The organism is Bacillus sp. z14 (2026) (assembly GCF_058313575.1).
In genome coordinates, this window is the sequence record NZ_JBZFQK010000001.1 from 525155 (window position 1) to 544491 (window position 19337).

Below are 19337 nucleotides of genomic sequence, written 5' to 3' on the forward strand. Positions count from 1 at the left end.
CGTTTTTAAAAAGATACAAATATAAGACCTCTCCTAGCAAAGGAGAGGTCTGTCCTATAATAAATCAACGATACTTTTCTCTACTTCAGAAAGTTTTGTAGAGGGTGCAAAACGTTTTACTATCTTTCCATTTCGATCAATGAGAAACTTTGTAAAGTTCCATTTAATCGCCTTGGAACCCATCACACCAGGGGCCTGTTCTGTTAAATAATTAAATAATGGATGAGCTTGGTCTCCTCTTACATCCACTTTTGCGAACATAGGAAAGGTAATTCCATAATTAGTTCGGCAGAATGAATGGATTTCCATTTCATCTCCGGGTTCTTGATTCATAAATTGATTGCACGGAAATCCAAGAATAACCAAGCCCTGCTCCTTATATTTTTGGTAAAAGGATTCTAACTCTTTATACTGTGGAGTAAACCCACATTTACTGGCAGTATTCACAATAAGCAGGACCTTCCCCATATAACTTTCAAAGGAAACTTCATCTCCAGTGATTAAGTTAGCCTTAAAATCATAAATGTTCATCATCTTCACTCCCGCTAAAAATACATGACTGATCAAGTTTTACTTTCGTTCAAAAAAATCTAACCTTCTGCTTTCAGTATATGATGGATTTGGCTGACATAGGTATGTAATTGATCAATTTCATCCTCATAAATTGGCTTATCCTGCTTAATTTCAATCGTTACGAATGGATCTTCATGTTTAAATCCAATCGGAGTATGTTTAAAAACCCGGTAATGATACCCTTTATCCCAGATCTGCTTCAATATATGAATATTGCGGAGAGGATGCTCAGGATCGATATACCTAAATTTAATTTTAAGATCACATCCCGGCTCGCGTTTCGTTATGGATGATAGCTTTTCTGACGAGAAAGCTTGTAAACCTGCACTTAAAGAAAGTGTACATTCAACCGCTTTTTCCATCGAAGTATCAAGCCTTGTACTAATCTCAAAAATTCTTGACATATAGGCTAAGTCAACATAATCATGCCTGTCTATGATGGCTAACTCGCCTTCTAAGTCTAAATCATAAAAGGCACCTTCAACTACTACTTTCAGGTTTTCAAAAACTGATGGATCAAACATGAGATCACCCCCATTTTACATAATCTACCTACCCTTATTAAAACAATCCGACCGCATTGCCATTCTCGTCGACATCCATCTTTAAAGCAGCTGGTCTTTTAGGTAATCCAGGCATTGTCATAATATCTCCAGTAAGTACCACAATAAAACCTGCTCCTACAGAAGGCTTTAGCTTTTTGATATACAATGTAAATCCTTCAGGCCTGCCCAACAGACTTGGATTGTCCGATAATGAATACTGGGTTTTAGCCATACAAACAGGGAGCTGCCCCCATCCTTCTGATTCATATTTATGTATTTGTTGCAGAGCTTCAGGAGAATATTCAATCTTTTGTGCCCCATATACAATTTTTGCGACTTTTTCAATTTTCTCTTGAATGGAATCCGTTGATTCGTATAGACGTTTAAATGTATTGGTATTCTCCTTCATAAGGTCTTCAAGTTTTGCTGCAAGGTCCAATCCGCCCTGCCCACCTTTTTCCCACACTTCTGTTAAAGAGAAAGGTAATCCATGTTTCTGACATAAAGTATTGAATCGTTCCACCTCTGCATCAGTATCTGCAGAAAATTTATTTAAAGCGACGATAAAAGGCAATCCAAAAGCTTGAATCGTTTCACAATGCTTCACTAAATTCTGGAACCCTAATTCAATCGCATTTAGATTTTCCTCTTTTAATTTATCCGATTGTACGCCACCATGCATCTTTAAGGCTCTTAATGTTGCCACGATAACGACAGCATCCGGAGTAAGATCAGCAGCGCTTGTCTTAATATTCAAGAATTTTTCTCCGCCAAGGTCCGCACCAAATCCTGCTTCTGTAACACAATAATCAGCTAGCTTAAGGGCTGTTTTTGTAGCAAGTACACTGTTGCATCCATGTGCAATATTTGCAAACGGACCACAATGAATTAGCGTAGGCGTATGTTCAATAGTTTGAACCAAATTAGGCTTTAAAGCATCCTTCAACAATAAAGTTAGTGCACCCTCTACACCCAAGTCTGAAACAGAAACAGGTGTATCCTGATAGGTGTATCCAATCACAATCTTCCCTAATTTATCTTTTAAGTCATCTAAATCTATCGCGAGACAAAGAATTGCCATGATTTCAGATGCTACGGTTATATCAAAGCCATCTTCACGGGGAATTCCGTGCTTATCCCCGCCAAGCCCGATTACAATATGCCGAAGGGCACGGTCATTCATATCAAGGACCCTTTTCCAAATAATTTTCCGCTGGTCAATCTGCAGTTCATTTCCCTGCTGAATATGATTATCAATCAGAGCTGCCAGTGCATTATTTGCTGTTGTGATGGCATGTAAATCACCAGTAAAGTGCAGGTTAATTTCGTCCATTGGGAGTACCTGTGAATAACCGCCGCCAGTTGCACCTCCCTTTACACCCATGACTGGTCCAAGAGAAGGTTCTCTCATCGCTATCATTGCTTTCTTTCCAAGAAGAGAAAACGCATCTCCTAGACCAACGGTTACCGTTGATTTCCCTTCCCCTGCTTTAGTAGGATTGATGGAAGTAACGAGAATTAATTTCCCATCCTTTTTGGTGCTGCGGGATTTTAACACATCAAGAGAGATTTTCGCCTTGTGTTTCCCGTAAGCTTCCCAATCTTCTTCCTTTAATCCAATCGTTTCAGCAATTTCTTTTATGGGTTTCATTTTTGCATTTAAAGCAATCTCGATATCACTTTTTACAATTGTGTCCAAATTCATGCTGAGCCCCCTAAAAATCAATAGTCATAATTAGTTTAACAAAAAATATATATCAAACACACATTATTATTTACAACCTCTCAAAAATATGAATACAATGGTAATATTATTTAATATTTTGAAAATTTAAACAAACAAGGAGGTCCATATCTTGCCGATTACGATTCCAAATAAACTACCCGTCAAACAAATTTTAGAAGAAGAAAATATTTTCGTAATGGATGATAACAGAGCTCTTAGTCAGGATATCCGACCTTTAAACATTCTCATTTTAAACTTAATGCCTGAAAAAGAGAAAACCGAAGCACAGCTGCTTCGATTACTAAGCAATACTCCTCTGCAAGTCAAAATAACCTTTTTACGAATGGAAACACATGAAAGTAAAAACACACCCCATACACATTTGGAACAATTCTACTCAACCTTCCCCGAAGTATCAACGAAGCGCTTCGACGGCTTAATTATTACTGGAGCGCCGGTTGAAAAGCTAGACTTCGAGGAAGTTCACTATTGGAATGAGCTAATCAACATAATGGATTGGTCAAGGGAGCATGTAACCTCATCCCTTCATATATGCTGGGGAGCCCAAGCAGCCCTATACCATCATTTTGGAATATCAAAGCAATTATTAAATAAAAAATGTACAGGCATCTATAAGCATAAAGTATTGAAACCATTCGAAAGCCTTGTAAGAGGATTTGATGATGTTTTTTACGCTCCGCATTCAAGATATACAGATATTGAAGCAGAAGAGATCCGCAATCATGAGGAGTTAATCGTCTTAGCAGAATCGGAGGAAGCAGGTTTGTTCCTGGTCGCTTCTAAGGATAAACGATTAATTATGGTAACCGGTCATCCAGAATACGATTTGGCTACCTTGTCCCATGAATATAAGCGTGACTTATCAAAGAGCTCAGGTGCCCCTATTCCTCAAAATTATTTTCCTGAGGACGACCCGCTGCAGCTCCCATTTCATACATGGAAAAGCCACGCAAGTCTTCTATTTTCTAATTGGCTGAATTATTATGTCTATCAGACGACACCTTACCAGTGGAAATAATGATAAGTATTCTTACAATAGAAATTCTTATATAAAATATAAAAGACAGCCTATCAGCTGTCTTTTTCTTCTAATATCCAATATCCTCTTATACTTCATTAATAATCTTAACGATTTCAATATCCCTAAATGCCATTAAATCTATGATTCCCCTTTCAGTCTTTATTAAAGACTTAAGTGGATTATATCGATTTATGAGAAGAATCGAACCATATTCGCCATTATTCAGCTTTACTTTTTTGCCCACCAGCGCCTGAAGCAATCTATCCATGAAAACCAATAAAATATGAGCATCTAATGTTCCATATACATCATTCTGCATTTGTTTGATGATTAAATAAAATGGTGTTGCTTCGTGATAAACTCTTTCTGAGGACATCGCATGATATATATCTGCTATGGCGACAATCTTAGCAAAGTAATGAATTTGCTTACCCTTTAATCCATGAGGATACCCCATTCCATCTTCTCTCTCATGGTGCTGCAAGGCAACAATGGCAGCCGAATCAGGGATATGGTCGAGACTACTTAATAGTTCATGCCCATAGACGGTATGTTGTTTCATTATATTATATTCCTGAGAGGTAAGTTTACCTGATTTATCTAAGATGTTCTCCGGAACCATGGTCATGCCGATATCATGCAAAACAGCAGAAATCATAAGGTCTTCCAGCTCATCTATAGGCAATCTCAGCCATCTCCCGATTAGACCGGATAGAATTCCTACGCAAATGGAGTGCCAGTATGTATACTCCTCTTTACGTTTAGTTTGATGAAGCAATTCAAAAATTCGCGGACTCGATGATGCACTCTTGATAACAGGGATAATCTCCTGTTTAACCCGATTGACGGAAATTTCTCCACGTCTCTTTATATCCTTAAATATATGCCGAATATCCGTACATGCCTGATCCATGCATAAAGAAACCTCTTCTGTCGTCATCATTCGGAATTCCCCATTATCTTTGATAGAAGGTGTTTTTTGTTCCACCCTATCTCTTATTTCTTTTTGTAATTGATTCATATAAACTCTTTCCAGCAAATAATTAGAAAAACCATTATGATGTGTATCCATCAGACACCCCGACATATGTTTTCATTTCATTTTAACAATTATACCATATTTACCCAATTATCCAGTCACCTCTTAAAAATTTTCAATATTTTTTAAAATCCATTTTGACACTGTATATTTGAATGTTGTATATTGAAATTATCATGACTTATCTAAAGTTTATGATAAATAGCAATTGGCTTTTGAGCCACAGTTTTAGGAGGAATAAATCTATGCAAAACGGTAAAGTAAAATGGTTTAACAACGAAAAAGGTTTTGGTTTTATCGAAGTTGAAGGCGGAGATGATGTATTCGTACACTTCACAGCTATTCAAGGTGAAGGATACAAATCTTTAGAAGAAGGCCAAGAAGTTACTTTCGAAATCGTAGATGGCGAAAGAGGACCTCAAGCTACTAACGTACAAAAAGCCTAATAATGAACCAAAATTAATAGCCGCCTATTGGATAGGCGGCTTTTCTGTTTTCTTATTCAAATTTCCGCCTATATGTTTCAATGATTCACCAACTGTGCACTGATTGATACAAAAACGGTGTGCATGAGTGCGGCCATTATCCCGGACAAGCTGTTTGTGTAAAAAGCAGCCCTCACAATACGTACTTAACAAAAAATCAACCTGTTTAAGTGCTTCTTTTTTCCCCTTTTTCTTATTCATTAATCATGTCACCCCATTTTTGGTAATTCAAGTTGACTGTCTACCTCAATTCCCTCGAGTGCCTGTGATGCCAGTCGATGTGCTTCTTCATTATCTTTCCTTGGAACTGACATTGTCTCAAAGTGCAAGCCAAGATTCTTAAGCTGTTCTTCGATCCGATCCAGCCACTTATTTAAATTTTCTTCATAACAAGGCCATTCTCCTGTTAATTGTTTCAATACAACCTGAGAATCCCCTTTTATCATAATTTTTTGATGTTTAACCCCCAGTTCATCAAGCCTTTTGACAGCTGCTAATAACGCACAATATTCTGCTTCATTATTGTCCTCTATATAATCAAAGACTTCATTGCTCCGTACGCGAAACTTTTTATTGTTTTGTGTGTAGTAAACCGCAACGCCAGCTCCTGCAAAAGTTTCACCTGGTCTATGACTTCCATCAAAATAAATCGTTACATTCTGTGGGGTTTCTTCTATTTCCTCTGTCAGCTTCTGAAACTGTTTCTTTGTCCATTCCTGTCCCAGTTCATCAATAAAAATGAAATCTCTCCATCTTCCCGTGCTTTCGAGATCATTGACAAGCCTTAAAGCAAATTGACTTTCCATCTCTTCTGATGTGAAGGTTACAGGAGGTATTTTTGATTTGTTGTAGATACCCTTTACTGTTACGTTCATTTCTTTCTCCCTTCCCAATCCTTTATACAATTAATTCATTATATATAAATTATCCTGATACCACTAAAACTATGACAGTAGACATTTAATAAAAATTCATGTACTTTTTAACTTGAAAGGATGTTTTCTTATGATAGAAGTATATGTAGATGGCGCAGCTAAAGGAAATCCAGGTCCAAGCGGTGCCGGTATTTTTATAAAAGCAGATGGTGAAGTCCACCGATATTCCATACCCCTTGGCATCCATAATAATCATGAAGCTGAATACTTCGCCTTAATCCATGCTTTGAAGATATGCCTGGAAAAAAAATACGATGTCATCTCTGTGCGAACCGATTCAAAGCATGTGGCGGATGCAATGGAAAAAGAGTATGTAAAAAAAGAATCCTTTAGACAATTACTCAATCAGGCACTGGAGCTTTCGTCTCAATTCTCCTTATTTTTCATCAAATGGATCCCAGAATCGCAAAACAAATCAGCTGATTTGTTATCCCGACAGGCTATTCAAATGAACGAGCAGAAATAATTATTCGGTTTTAAACAGTATGGAATAAAGATAGAAAAGAGGAAAAATCATTGTCGCAAGGGCTTATCCATCATATTGAAATCAATGTATCAGATTTAAATAAATCCATTAACTTTTGGGGCAGGCTTCTAGCTGAATTGGGATATGAACTTTACCAGGAGTGGGACAGTGGACAAAGCTTTAGAATCGGGGATACCTATATAGTCTTCGTTCAGACAGAGGAAAAATATATGGATATCCCTTATCACAGATGTCGAACGGGATTAAACCATTTGGCGTTCTATGCCAAATCCAGACAACAGGTAGACGATCTAACAAAGAAATTAAAAGAAAAGGATGTACTAATTCTTTATCAGGATCAACATCCATTTGCAGGTGGGAAAAATCATTATGCCGTTTTTTTCGAAGATCCTGACAGAATTAAAGTTGAATTAGTAGCACCCTAACCTCACTTTGGTTAGTTGTTCTAATGGAGAGTTGTATAAATGCATCATGCCAACTATTCAAGGGAGAATTTTTGTAGTAAGAATGTCATTTTATAACCAATATACATACTGTTGTCAGTTCAGTATGAAAAAATTCAGAATCCTTTTAAGATACGACTATTTAAAATAGTTTATAGCAGGAATAACATCCATTGTTCCACTTTCTTTGATGAACTGAGTCAATAGGTGAATATGGGCTGAACCTATTATTAAAAGTGTTCTATCCTTGGGTGAAACAGTCATTTCAACAAGATTCGCATAAATAATTAAATTCCGCTGATACCACCATCTTAGCCAATCAATCCCGATATAGTCCGTACCTTTTCCTATTTGTGCAATTATCATATTCAATTCATGCTCTAGTTTAATTCTTGATTCAGTATTGCACGCCTTAACTAACTCATAAATATCAATGTGATCAAAGCTTTTATGTAACTTTGACCAGTAATGGTCCTTAATAAATTCATATTTATCTGGCTGTTCTTCTTTTGCCCAATCATATACCTGACCAAGTCCCCTATTCCCAACCGATTCCATCCAATCGACCGCATAAACTTCCTTATGACCTAATTCAGCAGCAGTCCTGAATCCAAATTGGTGGATTTCGTTGACCTCATTTCTCAACTCACCATTCAGATATTTATCATACTCGTCATTTAGAGAAGTATGTTCTTCTTTTACGACTTCAAGGGCTATTTTAGTCGGTTTAAATTCTTTCAGACATTTAACGACTGCTTCAATTTCCCTTTGCTGATCCGTTATGATAGACTCATCGAAATCTCCGCGATGAAAATCTGGTGTATATCGCAAATGAAAAGTTCCGAGAATCATTACTTTTGGCTTTTTCGACATGATATCCCTCCTAATCATCCATTTATTAGACAATATTCAGGAAAAATCCTGCCTAAAAAGCTATCTTTTAGCAATAAAGCTGGCAATACTAGTTTATATATGGATTAATACCCAAAAAAAAATACCTTGATTTATTGAAATCAAGATACCTGTAAGCCATGTTCCTTCATTAATTGATTTGCTTCTTTTCTGTTGGAAACTTTACCATTCACCAAGGTTTCCAGCAGTGATATATAAAAACCTCCATCAAATCTCTTTTGAGCTTTCAATGTATTTTCCAGTGCAATGTTTACGATCCAGTCTGGTGCTGAAGTCAACTGTTTTCCAAAATAGATAAATCCTATTGCCTCTTCTCCAAGACGAAATCCTTTCGAAGATAATCTACAAATATAGTCTTCTAATTTTTCCATGTATCCCCCAAACACACTCCTTCACAAAATTACTCTTTTATTGTAAAACATTTTTAAAAAGTTGAATACAGGTTTTTGTCGAATTGTCTGAAAAAGGTTGATCACCCAGGTGACTTTTACAACTGAATTAACCCTTCCCTTATTTCCCGGTATCCAATTTTAATAAATATTCATCAATGATTTTTTTATGGCTTTTAACGATTCTTCCCGGTAATTCATGTGGATAAAAGAATTCAAACTTTATAGATTCACTTTCATCTACAACTAATTCACCTTCGTATTCATTTGTATAATACGCAATCGTGACACAATAGAATTCATCTCCATTAGCAGCCTTTACAAAATACTCCGGTCCGGAATATACATTAATAAAATGCAGCTTGCCCAGCGTAAGGCCGGTTTCTTCTGTCACTTCACGTCTGGCTACTTCTTCGGTCGTTTCTCCCAGCTCCATTAAGCCGCCTGAGAGCCCCCATGACTCCTTCGGAAATTTTCTTTGCTGCAACAACAGCCTGCCTTCCTTGTCAGAAATAACGACGACTGATCCAACTAATATTAAGGGACGATGACCCACAATAGCTCTTAAATCTTCAATATAGCCCAATCTCATCTCTCCTTTTATTTACCGCTCTGTAATACTAATCAATGTAACAGCGAAGATTTTGCATGTTTATATGAATCAATCAAAAAAAAAAATCGAGCCCTAAACCTTCAGGCATAAAGCTCGATCATGACTACTCAATATATTTTTAGCTGACACGAATTCTTAATTCTAATTCTTCCAGTTCATCAGCCAAAATATCATGATTAATCTCATACATGAGATGTTCATGAGTCCAATCCTCAAATACATCTATTTGACATATAATTTGGGCCAATTCTTTGCTTATAAAGGCTGATTCCTGTCCTGCCGCCAGCTTTTTCTTGCATCGATTGAATTTTGGATCTAATAATTCCAGCTGTTCATATAGCCCCTCCAGCGTTTGGTAATGCTGGATAAGTGGTAAAGCTGTCTTTTCACCAATACCAGGACAGCCCGGAATATTATCACTTGCATCGCCCAGCAGTGCTTTTACATCGACCCATTGCGCTGATTCTATTCCATAATCCTCACGAAAATCTTCAATGGTATAAACACGATCTCCTGTTTTACTGGCAATAATTTGACTCGTATGTTCATTCAGCAATTGAAACAGGTCACGGTCATTACTGTAAATTAAGCATTTCCCCATGTTATTCGTACTCCACATAGTAGAAATCGCACCGATTACATCATCTGCTTCATAGGAAGGCACAGACAGCTGCTTAACGCCAATCCGTTCTAGACTTGAACGCAATGTTTCATATTGCATAATGAGCGGTGCCGGCAATTCTCCGCGTGTCGCTTTGTAAAAATCAAATTTTTGTCTGCGGGACGATTCTTCGCGCTTTACATCCCAAGCAACAGCTAAATGCGTTACTTGGTGAGTTTTAATAAGGCTGAACATTTTTTGAAAAAACACGCGCAGTGCATTGGTATAAATCCCATTTTTATTTCGATATAATTGATCTTCTGTTTTCCCATAAGCAGTTGCAAAATAACCTCTGCTAAGTAAGTTAAAACCATCTATTAATAATAATGTATTGGTATTTTGATTCATCCTAATCCCCCTGATGTTCTGATTCTCTGTTATCAGATTGTACCATATCCGGGCCTTATTCTCTTCTTAAAAATTTCCCATCAAATCAATTTACTGGTCCGTTTCTATTCTGTTTTCCGGATAGGATATCCAATCGCTAAAGCTGCCGGCATAGATTTTCACATTCGTAAAACCTGCTTCCTTGAGTGCAATATAATTAGGAGTTGCTGTAATACCGGAACCGCAATAAACAATGATTGGCTCATCTTTGTTCAAGTGATTAAAACGGTTTTCCAACTCTGGTACAGGCAAATATTTACCGTTCCTGAAATTTTCAGTCCAATCCATATTTATTGCACCGGGTATATGCCCAGCTTTATGATCAATCGGCTCATGGATTCCTTTATAGCGGTCTGATTCTCTGGAATCTATTAAATAACCTGGTCTATCATTCTCTGCCCAGTCTTTCACTTCAGGGTAAGTGACTAATAGATTCTTATTCATGACAGGGGCATAATCTGTTGGTGTCAGCACAGGAATATCCTCGGTTACTGGATATCCTTTCTCCAGCCAAGCCTTTAATCCTCCATTAAGTACATATACACGCTCATATCCAAATAATTGGGCTGTCCATAGAAAGCGACCGGCAAAAGCTCCCTCGCCGCCATCATAAGCAATAACGGTTGTCTGTTCATGTATACCGATGGCTTTCATTAGTTCAATAAAGTCTTCTCTCGCAGGAAGCGGGTGTCTTCCTCCATGTTCCTTAATTGGACCGGACAAATCCTGAGCAACATCCATAAAAGCAGCTCCCGGTATATGGCATTCTCTATATTGTTCTCGTCCCGCTGTTTTATTGGATAAATGGAATTGGCAATCGATGATACGTAAATCAGGATCACTCAAATGTTCAAATAACCATTCAGACTCTTTTACCAGCTGCAACTGCATTCTCCTCCTCCGATTCTAAAATTAACTTGATTTGCTTTTCAGCCTCCAGGTAAATTTGAGGATTAGATTTCTTGTTTAATGTCAATTCCATACTTTTCAATCGTTCATTGCCTTCGGTTTTCATCTCCTCAATTAATGAAAGACTTATATACTGAATGGCTGATTCAAAATGCTCAAACAATTTGTTCTGTTGATCTGTATAATAAACATCTAGATAGTCGTTTAACTTCTCCAAAAAGGCATCAGCCATTGGTTTTCTACCATTCTTTTCAAAGAAATGCTGGGTACCCTTGAAAAGTCTCAGTTCTTCTTTGAAATCATCTGCCGTTAAATTTAATAGCGCTCGGTCGGTATTATATTCGTTTTGTAAATCTGACTTAGGCTCACTGAATGACCAATCTTTATGGATGGTTTGAATCTCTTGAACTAACTGGACATAGGTATCATGCATGGTCTTTTTGACCATAACCTCTAAACGCAAGGATGTAGCCTGTATTTCATTGGCCAATTCAATTCTGACTTGATCAAGTAAACGATTCGTACAGGCTAAAAGGGACTGCCGATGGTCCTTTAATGTACCGGGATTAAAAAATTCTTTAAAATAATTCGGGAAGTTCAGGTTAATCCTTTGCTTACTATAATGAATCAATTCTTCTGTTTCCTGCTTCATCCTGGCCATTTCATGAGTAAATCTTTTTTCATTTAATATCGCTAACACTCGCTCCCAGTTTTCATGCAATTGGACACGTCTTTTCGTCTTCTGCTCCTCGGTTTCATTGGACAGCTCGACAAGTCGACTGGTAAGCTGAAGTGCCTTATCCAAATCCAGCATAGCTGCATTAACTAATATACCTTTAAGCTCCTCCTGAATAAATGAATAGAAAGCTGATTCAAAATGGGAAAACAGCTCGATATATGCCTCATTTCCTGAATTGAGTTCTTCAGTCCTTTGTTGTAGCGCTGCACGGCTTGAAATTGGATAAATCCGTGGATGATGGATTCCTGAAGTTTGCAATTCACTGCGTAAATAATCCTCAACCACCTTTCTCTCCTCCAGATTTTCAGCCAAATCAGCCGCATTCAAAAGGAAAAACATCTTATCCATACTGAATGAATCCTTAACCCGTCCCAGTTGATCAAGGAAATTTCGGTCAGCCCGTGCGAATGGGTGATTATAATACGTAATAAAGCAAATCGCATCTGAATGCTTTATATAATTGAAGGAGGTACCTGTATGTCTCGCATTAACAGAATCCGCTCCGGGAGTGTCAACTAAAATAACGCCTTTTCGCGTTAAATCACAGTCATAATATAAATCAATGCGTTCGATAAAGCATGATTTTGTTTCATCTATTGCATACACAGAAAACTCATCCAATGAAACGGCAAAACTTTTACCAAGATTTTCTTCAAAGGAGTCAATCCCCTTTAAAAATGCCTCCAGGAAAGAAACCTTTAATCCTAGCGCATAGCTTTGTTTCTTGAGCATGGTTTGCGCCTGTTTCCTTGCCATCGCTAGATCCTGTACTTTTAAACCATCCTCAAACCACAGTTCATTTAAATCATCGAGCAGCATGGTCTCCGTCTTAGCATGAATGGTAGCAGTACCATGTTTATGTAGGCTCGTTGGCGGCAAAATACGATTAATGACAGCGGTAGTAGGATTCGGTGAAACGGGTAAAACGTTTGCTCCTAAAAGTGCATTGGCAAATGAGGATTTCCCTGCACTGAAAGCACCAAAGAGAGCTAAAGTGTAAGTTTGATTCATCAGTGAATCTGCCCTATTTTTCAGCTCCTGCGCTAATTTCTCAAGACCAGGTAAGTGGTTCAAAGCCTGGGAAGCTTTTTGCAGCTTTAAAGCCACTTGCTCAGATGTATAAATCGGCTGTGCCGTCTCCACTTTTTTTATAATCCGTTCAGGCTTTGGCTCAGGTTCAATATCTTTAACTTCTTTAATATCCATCTCCACAATTGAACCCTCTTTTTGCTGGCTTTGCAGGAATTCCATGACTTCTGTAAGGTTATATCTGGATCTTTTAGTCAACTCATTCATAATTTTATCTTTATAGCTCCGCTGATTAGTCAGCTGTACTTGCCAATCCTGCCAAATGTGAAGAATAGAATGGTCCGATTTTAATTCCTCCTTCACCCGGGTGAGACGCTGCTCTCTTTCCTCTTCCCACTGACTCACCAAGGTATTGAAAAGAGTTAACGCTTGCTTGCCCGCAGCTTTTTTAATGGAAGATGCCAAATCCTTGGAAAAATTCAACACCAAGTCACTGGTAACAGAAGCTAACTGATCTACCTCAATGATCGTTTCATAGGGAATATCATAGTCGAATGACTGGATGATATTCTGACTCTCCTGTTTGTGTCCTGGATAATCGTTCATCATTCTTTGAAAATATTCATTTAAATTCCACAAAATTGTCGATTCAGTCTGCTGTTTAATATTTTGAATCAGATTAGCTTTACGAGTTTCTTTTTCTTGTTCTGTTTTACTTTTTCCAAATATTCTCCCGACTTTAAAAGATGTAACCATTGATTCCAAATATGATTTCGCCAGTTCCCTGGATTCATATGGAGTGATATTGCTATTTTCGATAATATGCCCAATTTGTTCATCAAATTTATCTTCCTCATGCTCACGGAAATTAATAATGCTTTTACTAAATTTTTCAGCAGAATCAATAATTTCTAACAAGTGATGATTCTGTTTGTCATGCAGCTGCTGCTCCAGATGATTTCTGGCTTGATTGGAATCCGCTTCTTTCCAATTTAGATGCTCCATTATTAAATGGTTAAGAAGTGAATTCACATCATAAGCTGGCGCAATACCAGCTAATTCAGCTATTTTTTCAGTTACACGGTGAGCTTGGTTAAAGGGATGATCCTCCGCTTTCATAGTAGTAAAGTAAAACTCTTCTACTGGTATATCCCAATCCTTAAAAGCTTGCTTTACACTTTGTTTAAGAGATGTAAAAGAAAGCTCATCCTCCTGATGTTTATCGATTTGATTAATGATGACATATATTCTTTTCCCCATACGTGCCAGATCTCTTGTAAACTGAAAATTTATTTCTGACTGAATATGATTGTAATCGGTCACATAAAAAACCGCATCTGCCAGATGAAATGAGGAGGCAGTCGACAATTCATGGGCTTCATCAGTTGAGTCAATCCCTGGTGTATCCAATAAAACTAAGTTGTCTGCATACGGAAAATTCTGAATCATCAAATCGATCTTTTGGATGGAACCTCCGTTTTTCGCAAATTCTTTAATTTTGTTAAAATCAATTGGCGGCTGAAAGATTAGACATTTTTGATCATTTAAAGTGACCCTGGCTTCTCCATTGCCGCTCCTTATTTTCACGATATTAGCACTTGTCGGAATGGGACTGGAAGGCAATATCGGCTGTTTCAAAATATAATTAATAAGCGTAGATTTTCCGGCCGAAAAATGTCCGCAAAATGCCAAGCTATACTCATTATCATTAACCTTATTCATAATATCGATCGTTTTTTGTGCCCGTACTTGATCCCCATCTTGTTCAAAGTACTTATAAATAGCGTAAAGCTGGTTAAGTGTTACTTCCCTTGTATGCAGTCTCATACTTATCCCCTTATTAATAATCATTTATCTATCTATTTTATCGAAAATTGGAATAGTTGCCCATAAATATCTATTTTGGTAAAAAAATAAGTTCAGACTTTTGTCTGAACTTACATACTTTGATTAGCTTGTGATTGAGCTGCTATAACTTTAGGATTTGCTACATTATTTAAAACATGAACCATGACTCCGCTAAAGGCTGTTACCGTTGCACCTACAAATACCCAAATCATCATCATGCACCTTCCCTGTCATGTAGTTAATTGATAACGTCTCTCATTATAGTTCCAGTGTATCATCAATGATAATCATTTTCAATCAAAATTCTGTTCAAAACAGATATTACCTATACACGCCTGTGCTTTATGTAAGTTCTAAACAACAGGTAAACAATCTCCCCTGAATACCAAGACAGATTGTTCATGATTTATCCGGTTAATTGCCGCTCTTCTTTTCGTTATGCTGAATCGTTATAAAAATTTCCTTCAATCGGTCCTGTCCACAGACATGGCAGACTTTCAGCATCTCATGTAATGAATGGCAATGAATACAATAATACTTTTTCATATGGTGTATCCACCTTTTTTACATACAGTATATGTAATATGATGGTTGCTGGTTCCTCATTTAGAGTATATTAATTCATTTCTCTTTGTTCTTTATTAAAACTGTAAACCACTCCAAAAAGAAGCATTATATCAATTGCATATGCCTATTTACTTTTATCTGTTCTAATTTTATGTAGATTGTACAGGAATAATATTGATGACGTACATATGATGATTCTGATTATATTTTAATAAAAGGAGTGAAATTTGTGAGTGATGACCAGAATCAATCCCCACAGTTGATCCCTCAGCAGCTAATTAATTTACTAGTAAGTGATCTTTTTCGGAAAAATGGAATTAACGCTGAGAAGGCTAAAGAAAAGTTATCCGATGAACAAAAGCAAATGATAAAAGAGTTAGTTAGTGATTTGACTAACCAGGTGGAAACATTTGTAAAATCCTCATCAACCGAGGATAACAAAAGCAATGAAAAATGATCATTTTAAAACGCCTGATTAGCAGGCGTTTTTTTTCGATGGACAAACACATTTGAGCTTTTTGTCCAATCAAAACAAAGGACATCCTCATATTTTATAAAGACCAAATCACAAAGGAGTGGTAGAAAAATGTCAAATTATTTTGGTGACAATTGTGAAAGGGAAAGGGATGAGGAAAAGCGGCACACGGCAGAGATAGCCCAGGACGCTGATCAGTTCACTTCTGAAATCCAAGAATCAGATGAATTAATCATTATCAAGGATTCAGGTAACGTGTTTGTTCAAACTACAGAAACTCAAGCAGCAGTGTCCCTCCAATTAGCTTTGCAGCTCGCAATCGCATTGGTAATTGAAATTTCAATTGCAGATTCAGATGATAGCGATGGTGTTGTTCAAGACCTTCTTCAGCACTTTAATTCTGAGCAAAAGAGTGTACAAAAAATTCATATCGAAAATTCAAGGGACGTTAGGGTTACAACTACTGACACAGATATCTCTGCAAACCTTCAAGTAATGCTAGAAGCACTTCTAGCTATTGTAGCCAGATTAGATATCGCGTAAATTCAAAAAATAAAATAAGAGGTGAGAAGAAAAATGAGTGAAAAGAATTGGAGAGCATTAGACAATTTCAAATGTAAAAATGATGATGCGGAAGTCACCCAAGAGGCTGATCAAATCACATCAATCACACAGCAATCCTATGAATGGATCGTCGTCAAAGATTCAGAGGATGTAGAAGTGCATACAACAGATACTCAAGTGGCATTATCTTTACAAGCAGCTATTCAAGTAGCAATCGCAATTGTTATTAGTATATCAGTTGGGGATAATGAAGCCGGCAAAGGGGTAGTTCAAGATTTAAAACAATTTTTCAAATCTAAACAACGAAATACCCAAAAAACAATTATTACTGGTTCAAAGTGTGTAAGGGTCGAAAGTACGGATACTCAAATAGCTTTAAATATACAAGTATTAATCCAAATTCTTGTGGCTATTGTTGCTAGACTAGATATTGGATAAAGATGATGCTCAAGATACTAAAGATGGATAACCTGTATAATATAGTAAAAAGACATGACTAGCTCATGTCTTTTTACTTTTTAATCACTATTTTGAAATAAACTCTTGGAAATTTACTAATAAGCCGGTCACTTACATTTTCGCCATTCCCCTGCCTTCTAGCAGAGTTATGCTCTATCAAACAAATACCACTTGATTCTTCACATCTATTTAATTATTCTTTACTTTGTTGAACAAAATGAATACTACCTTTTCAGTAATTTGATAGGACACGCGGACAATCCAACAGTTTTTAGGCATTAAAATAGATAAACTTACCTCAAAATAAATCGAATTAATAAACTATTTCTTCCTTATTTTGAATCAGTGGACTATCTTTTTGGGTCTTTTTGAAGATTACATTAAACAATAGATTTAATCCTATCGCAGTTACTCCTCCAGCCACAATTCCGTTTTCAGTCAGGATTTTCAATGTATCTGGCAGATTAGCAAACATTTCCGGAACAACAGATACCCCAAGACCGATTCCGCAGGAACAAGCAATAATCAGCAAGTTTTCCTGAGAGTGAAGGTCTACTTGACTCAGCATTTTAATACCTGCTGCAACCACCATTCCAAACATGGCTACCATCGCTCCGCCCAGTACGGATGAAGGTATAATTGTCGTGATTGCTCCAATTTTTGGGCTGAAGCCAATCAGGACTAGAAATGCACCTGCCGTATAAATCACATTGTTGGAACGTACACCGGACATTTGGATTAATCCAACGTTTTGAGAAAATGTCGTGTAAGGAAGAGAGTTAAAGATACCACCGAACACAATCGCTAACCCTTCTGCCCGATAACCTTTAGCAAAATCCTCTTCTTTTAAATCCTTTTCACAAATATCAGATAAAGCAAGATAAACACCTGTTGATTCTACTAAGCTAACAAGTGCCACGAGAATCATCGTAATTATTGGTGCCCATTCAAAGGTTGGCATCCCGAAATAAAAAGGAGTAGGAGTTAGGAGTGCATCGGCATCGATTACAGCTTGGATGTTCACCTTTCCCATGAAAGCTGCTGCGACTGTACCTGCAATTAATCCAAGTAAAATAGAGATGGCTCTTATAAAACCTGTTGAAAACTTATAAAAAATAATAATAAATAGCAATGTACCAAATGCCAACAGGATATTAGATGTTGAGCCAAAATCACTCGAGCCTTCCCCACCAGCCATATTATTCATAGCTACCGGAATCAAAGTCATCCCAATAATCGTTACCACTGATCCAGTCACAACCGGAGGAAAAAATTTCAACAGCTTACTAAAATACTTACTTACTAAAATAACAAATAATCCTGATGCTAAAATAGCTCCGTATATAGCCGGTATTCCGTATTCTCCTGCAATCGCAATCATTGGACCCACTGCCGTGAATGTACAGCCTAGGACAACAGGCAACCCGATACCAAAGAATCGATTCTTCCATACCTGCAAAAGTGTCGCAATTCCACACATCAGAATATCGATTGAAACTAAATGTGTTAATTGCTCCGGGGTTAAGCCAATACTTCCACCAACAATCAAAGGTACTACAACTGCTCCGGCATACATAGCTAATACGTGCTGGATACCCAGTGAAGCGGTTTTCCATTTATTCATTTGCATTGGCTGTTTCCTCCTCCAAAAAGATTACTTTATTTTTTTCAAGGGATTGGATACGAGCGAGTGATTCCACCCGATATCCTTTATCTCTTAAAATTTCACCGCCATCCTGGAAGGATTTTTCAATAACAATTCCCAGTCCGGCAATTTTGGCGTTCGCTTGGTTCACAATATCAACCAAACCAAAAGCAGCTTGTCCTTTAGCCAAGAAATCATCAATGATTAATACAACATCTTCTTCATTTAAAAACTTTTGGCCAATGCAGATCGTATTTTCTTCTTTTTTCGTAAATGAATAAACAGTGGACGTATATAAGTCGTCTTGCAGGGTCAATGATTTTTTCTTGCGGGCAAAAATAACTGGGACCTGAAGCTCAAGCCCTGCCATAACCGATGGAGCTATTCCAGATGACTCAATGGTTAAAATTTTCGTAATCCCAGCATCCTTAAACCTCTTCGCGAATTCTTTACCTATCGCCACCATTAATTCAGGATCCAGTTGATGATTTAAAAACGTATCTACCTTTAGGACCTCACTTGAAAGGACTTGCCCTTCCTCCATAATTTTAGCTTTTAACAATTTCAACTTTTACTCCTCCAATCCCTTGCTTCAAATAAATGAACAAATAAAAAGGACCTACAAATTGTCACCTACCTAAAAGTGGGTACAACAATTCATAGGTCCTTTATATCCGGACAAATATGAACAGCGCATTATTAACTCGGGCGCTTGTTTCCCACTCATAGTCAGATTATTTCGGTGGCGAACCACACTGGTAATCTGGTAGAAACTCGCAGGCCATATCCCTGCTATTATATGAGTGCGTATGTAATTAGTATGTTGAGAATTATATCAACAAAATACTCGTTTGCAAAGTGTTTT

The 19337-nt window shown here is 37.3% G+C and carries 23 protein-coding genes and 1 riboswitch; of the genes, 7 read left to right on the top strand and 16 right to left on the bottom strand.

The window, feature by feature from the left end; all coding sequences use genetic code 11:
* Positions 1-54: 54 nt before the first annotated feature.
* The 3 genes from AC4G3O_RS02385 to AC4G3O_RS02395 are packed head-to-tail and all read right to left on the bottom strand — an operon-like array spanning position 55 to position 2823.
* Positions 55-531: a glutathione peroxidase gene (locus AC4G3O_RS02385; protein ID WP_139892004.1), complete on the bottom strand. Its 477-nt coding sequence runs from the start codon at positions 529-531 to the stop codon at positions 55-57.
* A gap of 59 nt (positions 532-590) precedes the next feature.
* The gene (locus AC4G3O_RS02390; RefSeq protein WP_139891778.1) at positions 591-1097 is read right to left on the bottom strand and encodes a hypothetical protein; all 507 of its coding nucleotides are present in this window, start codon (positions 1095-1097) and stop codon (positions 591-593) included.
* 37 nt (positions 1098-1134) lie between these two features.
* Entirely contained in the window at positions 1135-2823 is a 1689-nt protein-coding gene (locus tag AC4G3O_RS02395) for a formate--tetrahydrofolate ligase (protein WP_491135756.1), read from the bottom strand.
* A 151-nt stretch (positions 2824-2974) separates the two neighbouring features.
* Between AC4G3O_RS02395 and metA the strand changes: the two genes are divergently transcribed.
* Positions 2975-3883, top strand: a complete 909-nt coding sequence (gene metA, locus AC4G3O_RS02400) for a homoserine O-acetyltransferase MetA (RefSeq protein ID WP_066107265.1) — start codon at positions 2975-2977, stop codon at positions 3881-3883.
* 88 nt (positions 3884-3971) lie between these two features.
* Here the strand turns inward: metA and AC4G3O_RS02405 are convergent, their stop codons facing one another.
* A complete protein-coding gene (locus AC4G3O_RS02405; protein ID WP_491135757.1) occupies positions 3972-4958 on the bottom strand; it encodes an HD-GYP domain-containing protein in 987 nt (328 codons plus the stop codon).
* 212 nt (positions 4959-5170) lie between these two features.
* Here AC4G3O_RS02405 and cspD point away from each other — a divergent pair, with 212 nt between their 5' ends.
* Entirely contained in the window at positions 5171-5371 is a 201-nt protein-coding gene (gene cspD / locus AC4G3O_RS02410) for a cold-shock protein CspD (protein WP_066107270.1), read from the top strand.
* A 24-nt stretch (positions 5372-5395) separates the two neighbouring features.
* On the opposite strand, the gene AC4G3O_RS02415 is transcribed toward cspD, so the two are convergent.
* A complete protein-coding gene (locus AC4G3O_RS02415; protein WP_491135758.1) occupies positions 5396-5611 on the bottom strand; it encodes a zinc-finger domain-containing protein in 216 nt (71 codons plus the stop codon).
* An 8-nt stretch (positions 5612-5619) separates the two neighbouring features.
* On the bottom strand, positions 5620-6285 hold the full coding sequence (locus AC4G3O_RS02420; RefSeq protein ID WP_491135759.1) for a reverse transcriptase-like protein: 666 nt from the start codon (positions 6283-6285) through the stop codon (positions 5620-5622).
* Between the two features lie 130 nt (positions 6286-6415).
* Here AC4G3O_RS02420 and AC4G3O_RS02425 point away from each other — a divergent pair, with 130 nt between their 5' ends.
* On the top strand, positions 6416-6811 hold the full coding sequence (locus AC4G3O_RS02425; protein WP_491135760.1) for a reverse transcriptase-like protein: 396 nt from the start codon (positions 6416-6418) through the stop codon (positions 6809-6811).
* Positions 6812-6861: 50 nt separating this feature from the next.
* The gene (locus AC4G3O_RS02430) at positions 6862-7257 is read left to right on the top strand and encodes a VOC family protein (RefSeq protein ID WP_491135761.1); all 396 of its coding nucleotides are present in this window, start codon (positions 6862-6864) and stop codon (positions 7255-7257) included.
* Positions 7258-7413: 156 nt separating this feature from the next.
* Here the strand turns inward: AC4G3O_RS02430 and AC4G3O_RS02435 are convergent, their stop codons facing one another.
* The 8 genes from AC4G3O_RS02435 to AC4G3O_RS02470 all read right to left on the bottom strand — a co-directional run bounded on the left by AC4G3O_RS02435 (position 7414) and on the right by AC4G3O_RS02470 (position 15308).
* Positions 7414-8148: a DUF5694 domain-containing protein gene (locus tag AC4G3O_RS02435; protein WP_491135762.1), complete on the bottom strand. Its 735-nt coding sequence runs from the start codon at positions 8146-8148 to the stop codon at positions 7414-7416.
* A gap of 140 nt (positions 8149-8288) precedes the next feature.
* Positions 8289-8558 carry a DUF6123 family protein gene (locus tag AC4G3O_RS02440; protein WP_066107287.1) on the bottom strand — a complete coding sequence of 90 codons (270 nt, stop codon included), beginning with the start codon at positions 8556-8558 and terminating at the stop codon, positions 8289-8291.
* 139 nt (positions 8559-8697) lie between these two features.
* Positions 8698-9162: an NUDIX hydrolase gene (locus AC4G3O_RS02445; protein ID WP_066107291.1), complete on the bottom strand. Its 465-nt coding sequence runs from the start codon at positions 9160-9162 to the stop codon at positions 8698-8700.
* Between the two features lie 145 nt (positions 9163-9307).
* A complete protein-coding gene (locus tag AC4G3O_RS02450; RefSeq protein ID WP_066107294.1) occupies positions 9308-10198 on the bottom strand; it encodes a 5'-3' exonuclease in 891 nt (296 codons plus the stop codon).
* Between the two features lie 90 nt (positions 10199-10288).
* Positions 10289-11128 (bottom strand): sulfurtransferase, encoded by an 840-nt coding sequence (locus AC4G3O_RS02455; RefSeq protein ID WP_139891772.1) that lies wholly within the window; start codon positions 11126-11128, stop codon positions 10289-10291.
* Positions 11100-14741 (bottom strand): dynamin family protein, encoded by a 3642-nt coding sequence (locus tag AC4G3O_RS02460; RefSeq protein WP_491135763.1) that lies wholly within the window; start codon positions 14739-14741, stop codon positions 11100-11102. Before AC4G3O_RS02460 ends, AC4G3O_RS02455 begins: the two co-directional genes overlap by 29 nt.
* A 110-nt stretch (positions 14742-14851) precedes the next feature.
* Positions 14852-14977 (bottom strand): hypothetical protein, encoded by a 126-nt coding sequence (locus tag AC4G3O_RS02465; RefSeq protein ID WP_257469018.1) that lies wholly within the window; start codon positions 14975-14977, stop codon positions 14852-14854.
* Between the two features lie 199 nt (positions 14978-15176).
* On the bottom strand, positions 15177-15308 hold the full coding sequence (locus AC4G3O_RS02470; RefSeq protein ID WP_257469017.1) for a hypothetical protein: 132 nt from the start codon (positions 15306-15308) through the stop codon (positions 15177-15179).
* 250 nt (positions 15309-15558) lie between these two features.
* Here AC4G3O_RS02470 and AC4G3O_RS02475 point away from each other — a divergent pair, with 250 nt between their 5' ends.
* The 3 genes from AC4G3O_RS02475 to AC4G3O_RS02485 all read left to right on the top strand — a co-directional run bounded on the left by AC4G3O_RS02475 (position 15559) and on the right by AC4G3O_RS02485 (position 16806).
* Entirely contained in the window at positions 15559-15786 is a 228-nt protein-coding gene (locus tag AC4G3O_RS02475; RefSeq protein WP_066107303.1) for a hypothetical protein, read from the top strand.
* A gap of 129 nt (positions 15787-15915) precedes the next feature.
* Complete coding sequence (locus AC4G3O_RS02480; protein WP_066107304.1) at positions 15916-16347, top strand: spore coat protein; 432 nt, start codon at positions 15916-15918, stop codon at positions 16345-16347.
* Positions 16348-16380: 33 nt separating this feature from the next.
* Entirely contained in the window at positions 16381-16806 is a 426-nt protein-coding gene (locus AC4G3O_RS02485) for a spore coat protein (RefSeq protein ID WP_066107306.1), read from the top strand.
* Between the two features lie 334 nt (positions 16807-17140).
* Here the strand turns inward: AC4G3O_RS02485 and AC4G3O_RS02490 are convergent, their stop codons facing one another.
* Both AC4G3O_RS02490 and AC4G3O_RS02495 read right to left on the bottom strand, forming a co-directional pair.
* Complete coding sequence (locus AC4G3O_RS02490) at positions 17141-18457, bottom strand: nucleobase:cation symporter-2 family protein (RefSeq protein ID WP_491135764.1); 1317 nt, start codon at positions 18455-18457, stop codon at positions 17141-17143.
* On the bottom strand, positions 18444-19040 hold the full coding sequence (locus tag AC4G3O_RS02495; RefSeq protein ID WP_077248146.1) for a xanthine phosphoribosyltransferase: 597 nt from the start codon (positions 19038-19040) through the stop codon (positions 18444-18446). The genes AC4G3O_RS02490 and AC4G3O_RS02495 overlap by 14 nt, the downstream gene beginning before the upstream one ends.
* A gap of 138 nt (positions 19041-19178) precedes the next feature.
* Positions 19179-19295, bottom strand: a riboswitch (purine riboswitch).
* Positions 19296-19337: the final 42 nt, after the last annotated feature.

What these genes read in the sequence shown, in the direction of transcription:
- AC4G3O_RS02480 (WP_066107304.1), top strand. Translation starts at nt 15,916, where the DNA reads ATGTCAAATTATTTTGGTGACAATTGTGAAAGGGAAAGGGATGAGGAA.
- AC4G3O_RS02450 (WP_066107294.1), bottom strand. Translation starts at nt 10,198, where the DNA reads ATGAATCAAAATACCAATACATTATTATTAATAGATGGTTTTAACTTA.
- AC4G3O_RS02455 (WP_139891772.1), bottom strand. Translation starts at nt 11,128, where the DNA reads ATGCAGTTGCAGCTGGTAAAAGAGTCTGAATGGTTATTTGAACATTTG.
- AC4G3O_RS02390 (WP_139891778.1), bottom strand. Translation starts at nt 1,097, where the DNA reads ATGTTTGATCCATCAGTTTTTGAAAACCTGAAAGTAGTAGTTGAAGGT.
- AC4G3O_RS02465 (WP_257469018.1), bottom strand. Translation starts at nt 14,977, where the DNA reads ATGATGATTTGGGTATTTGTAGGTGCAACGGTAACAGCCTTTAGCGGA.
- AC4G3O_RS02440 (WP_066107287.1), bottom strand. Translation starts at nt 8,558, where the DNA reads ATGGAAAAATTAGAAGACTATATTTGTAGATTATCTTCGAAAGGATTT.
- AC4G3O_RS02420 (WP_491135759.1), bottom strand. Translation starts at nt 6,285, where the DNA reads ATGAACGTAACAGTAAAGGGTATCTACAACAAATCAAAAATACCTCCT.
- AC4G3O_RS02415 (WP_491135758.1), bottom strand. Translation starts at nt 5,611, where the DNA reads ATGAATAAGAAAAAGGGGAAAAAAGAAGCACTTAAACAGGTTGATTTT.
- AC4G3O_RS02425 (WP_491135760.1), top strand. Translation starts at nt 6,416, where the DNA reads ATGATAGAAGTATATGTAGATGGCGCAGCTAAAGGAAATCCAGGTCCA.
- AC4G3O_RS02435 (WP_491135762.1), bottom strand. Translation starts at nt 8,148, where the DNA reads ATGTCGAAAAAGCCAAAAGTAATGATTCTCGGAACTTTTCATTTGCGA.
- AC4G3O_RS02490 (WP_491135764.1), bottom strand. Translation starts at nt 18,457, where the DNA reads ATGCAAATGAATAAATGGAAAACCGCTTCACTGGGTATCCAGCACGTA.
- AC4G3O_RS02485 (WP_066107306.1), top strand. Translation starts at nt 16,381, where the DNA reads ATGAGTGAAAAGAATTGGAGAGCATTAGACAATTTCAAATGTAAAAAT.
- AC4G3O_RS02405 (WP_491135757.1), bottom strand. Translation starts at nt 4,958, where the DNA reads ATGGATACACATCATAATGGTTTTTCTAATTATTTGCTGGAAAGAGTT.
- AC4G3O_RS02470 (WP_257469017.1), bottom strand. Translation starts at nt 15,308, where the DNA reads ATGAAAAAGTATTATTGTATTCATTGCCATTCATTACATGAGATGCTG.
- AC4G3O_RS02460 (WP_491135763.1), bottom strand. Translation starts at nt 14,741, where the DNA reads ATGAGACTGCATACAAGGGAAGTAACACTTAACCAGCTTTACGCTATT.
- AC4G3O_RS02385 (WP_139892004.1), bottom strand. Translation starts at nt 531, where the DNA reads ATGAACATTTATGATTTTAAGGCTAACTTAATCACTGGAGATGAAGTT.
- AC4G3O_RS02395 (WP_491135756.1), bottom strand. Translation starts at nt 2,823, where the DNA reads ATGAATTTGGACACAATTGTAAAAAGTGATATCGAGATTGCTTTAAAT.
- cspD (WP_066107270.1), top strand. Translation starts at nt 5,171, where the DNA reads ATGCAAAACGGTAAAGTAAAATGGTTTAACAACGAAAAAGGTTTTGGT.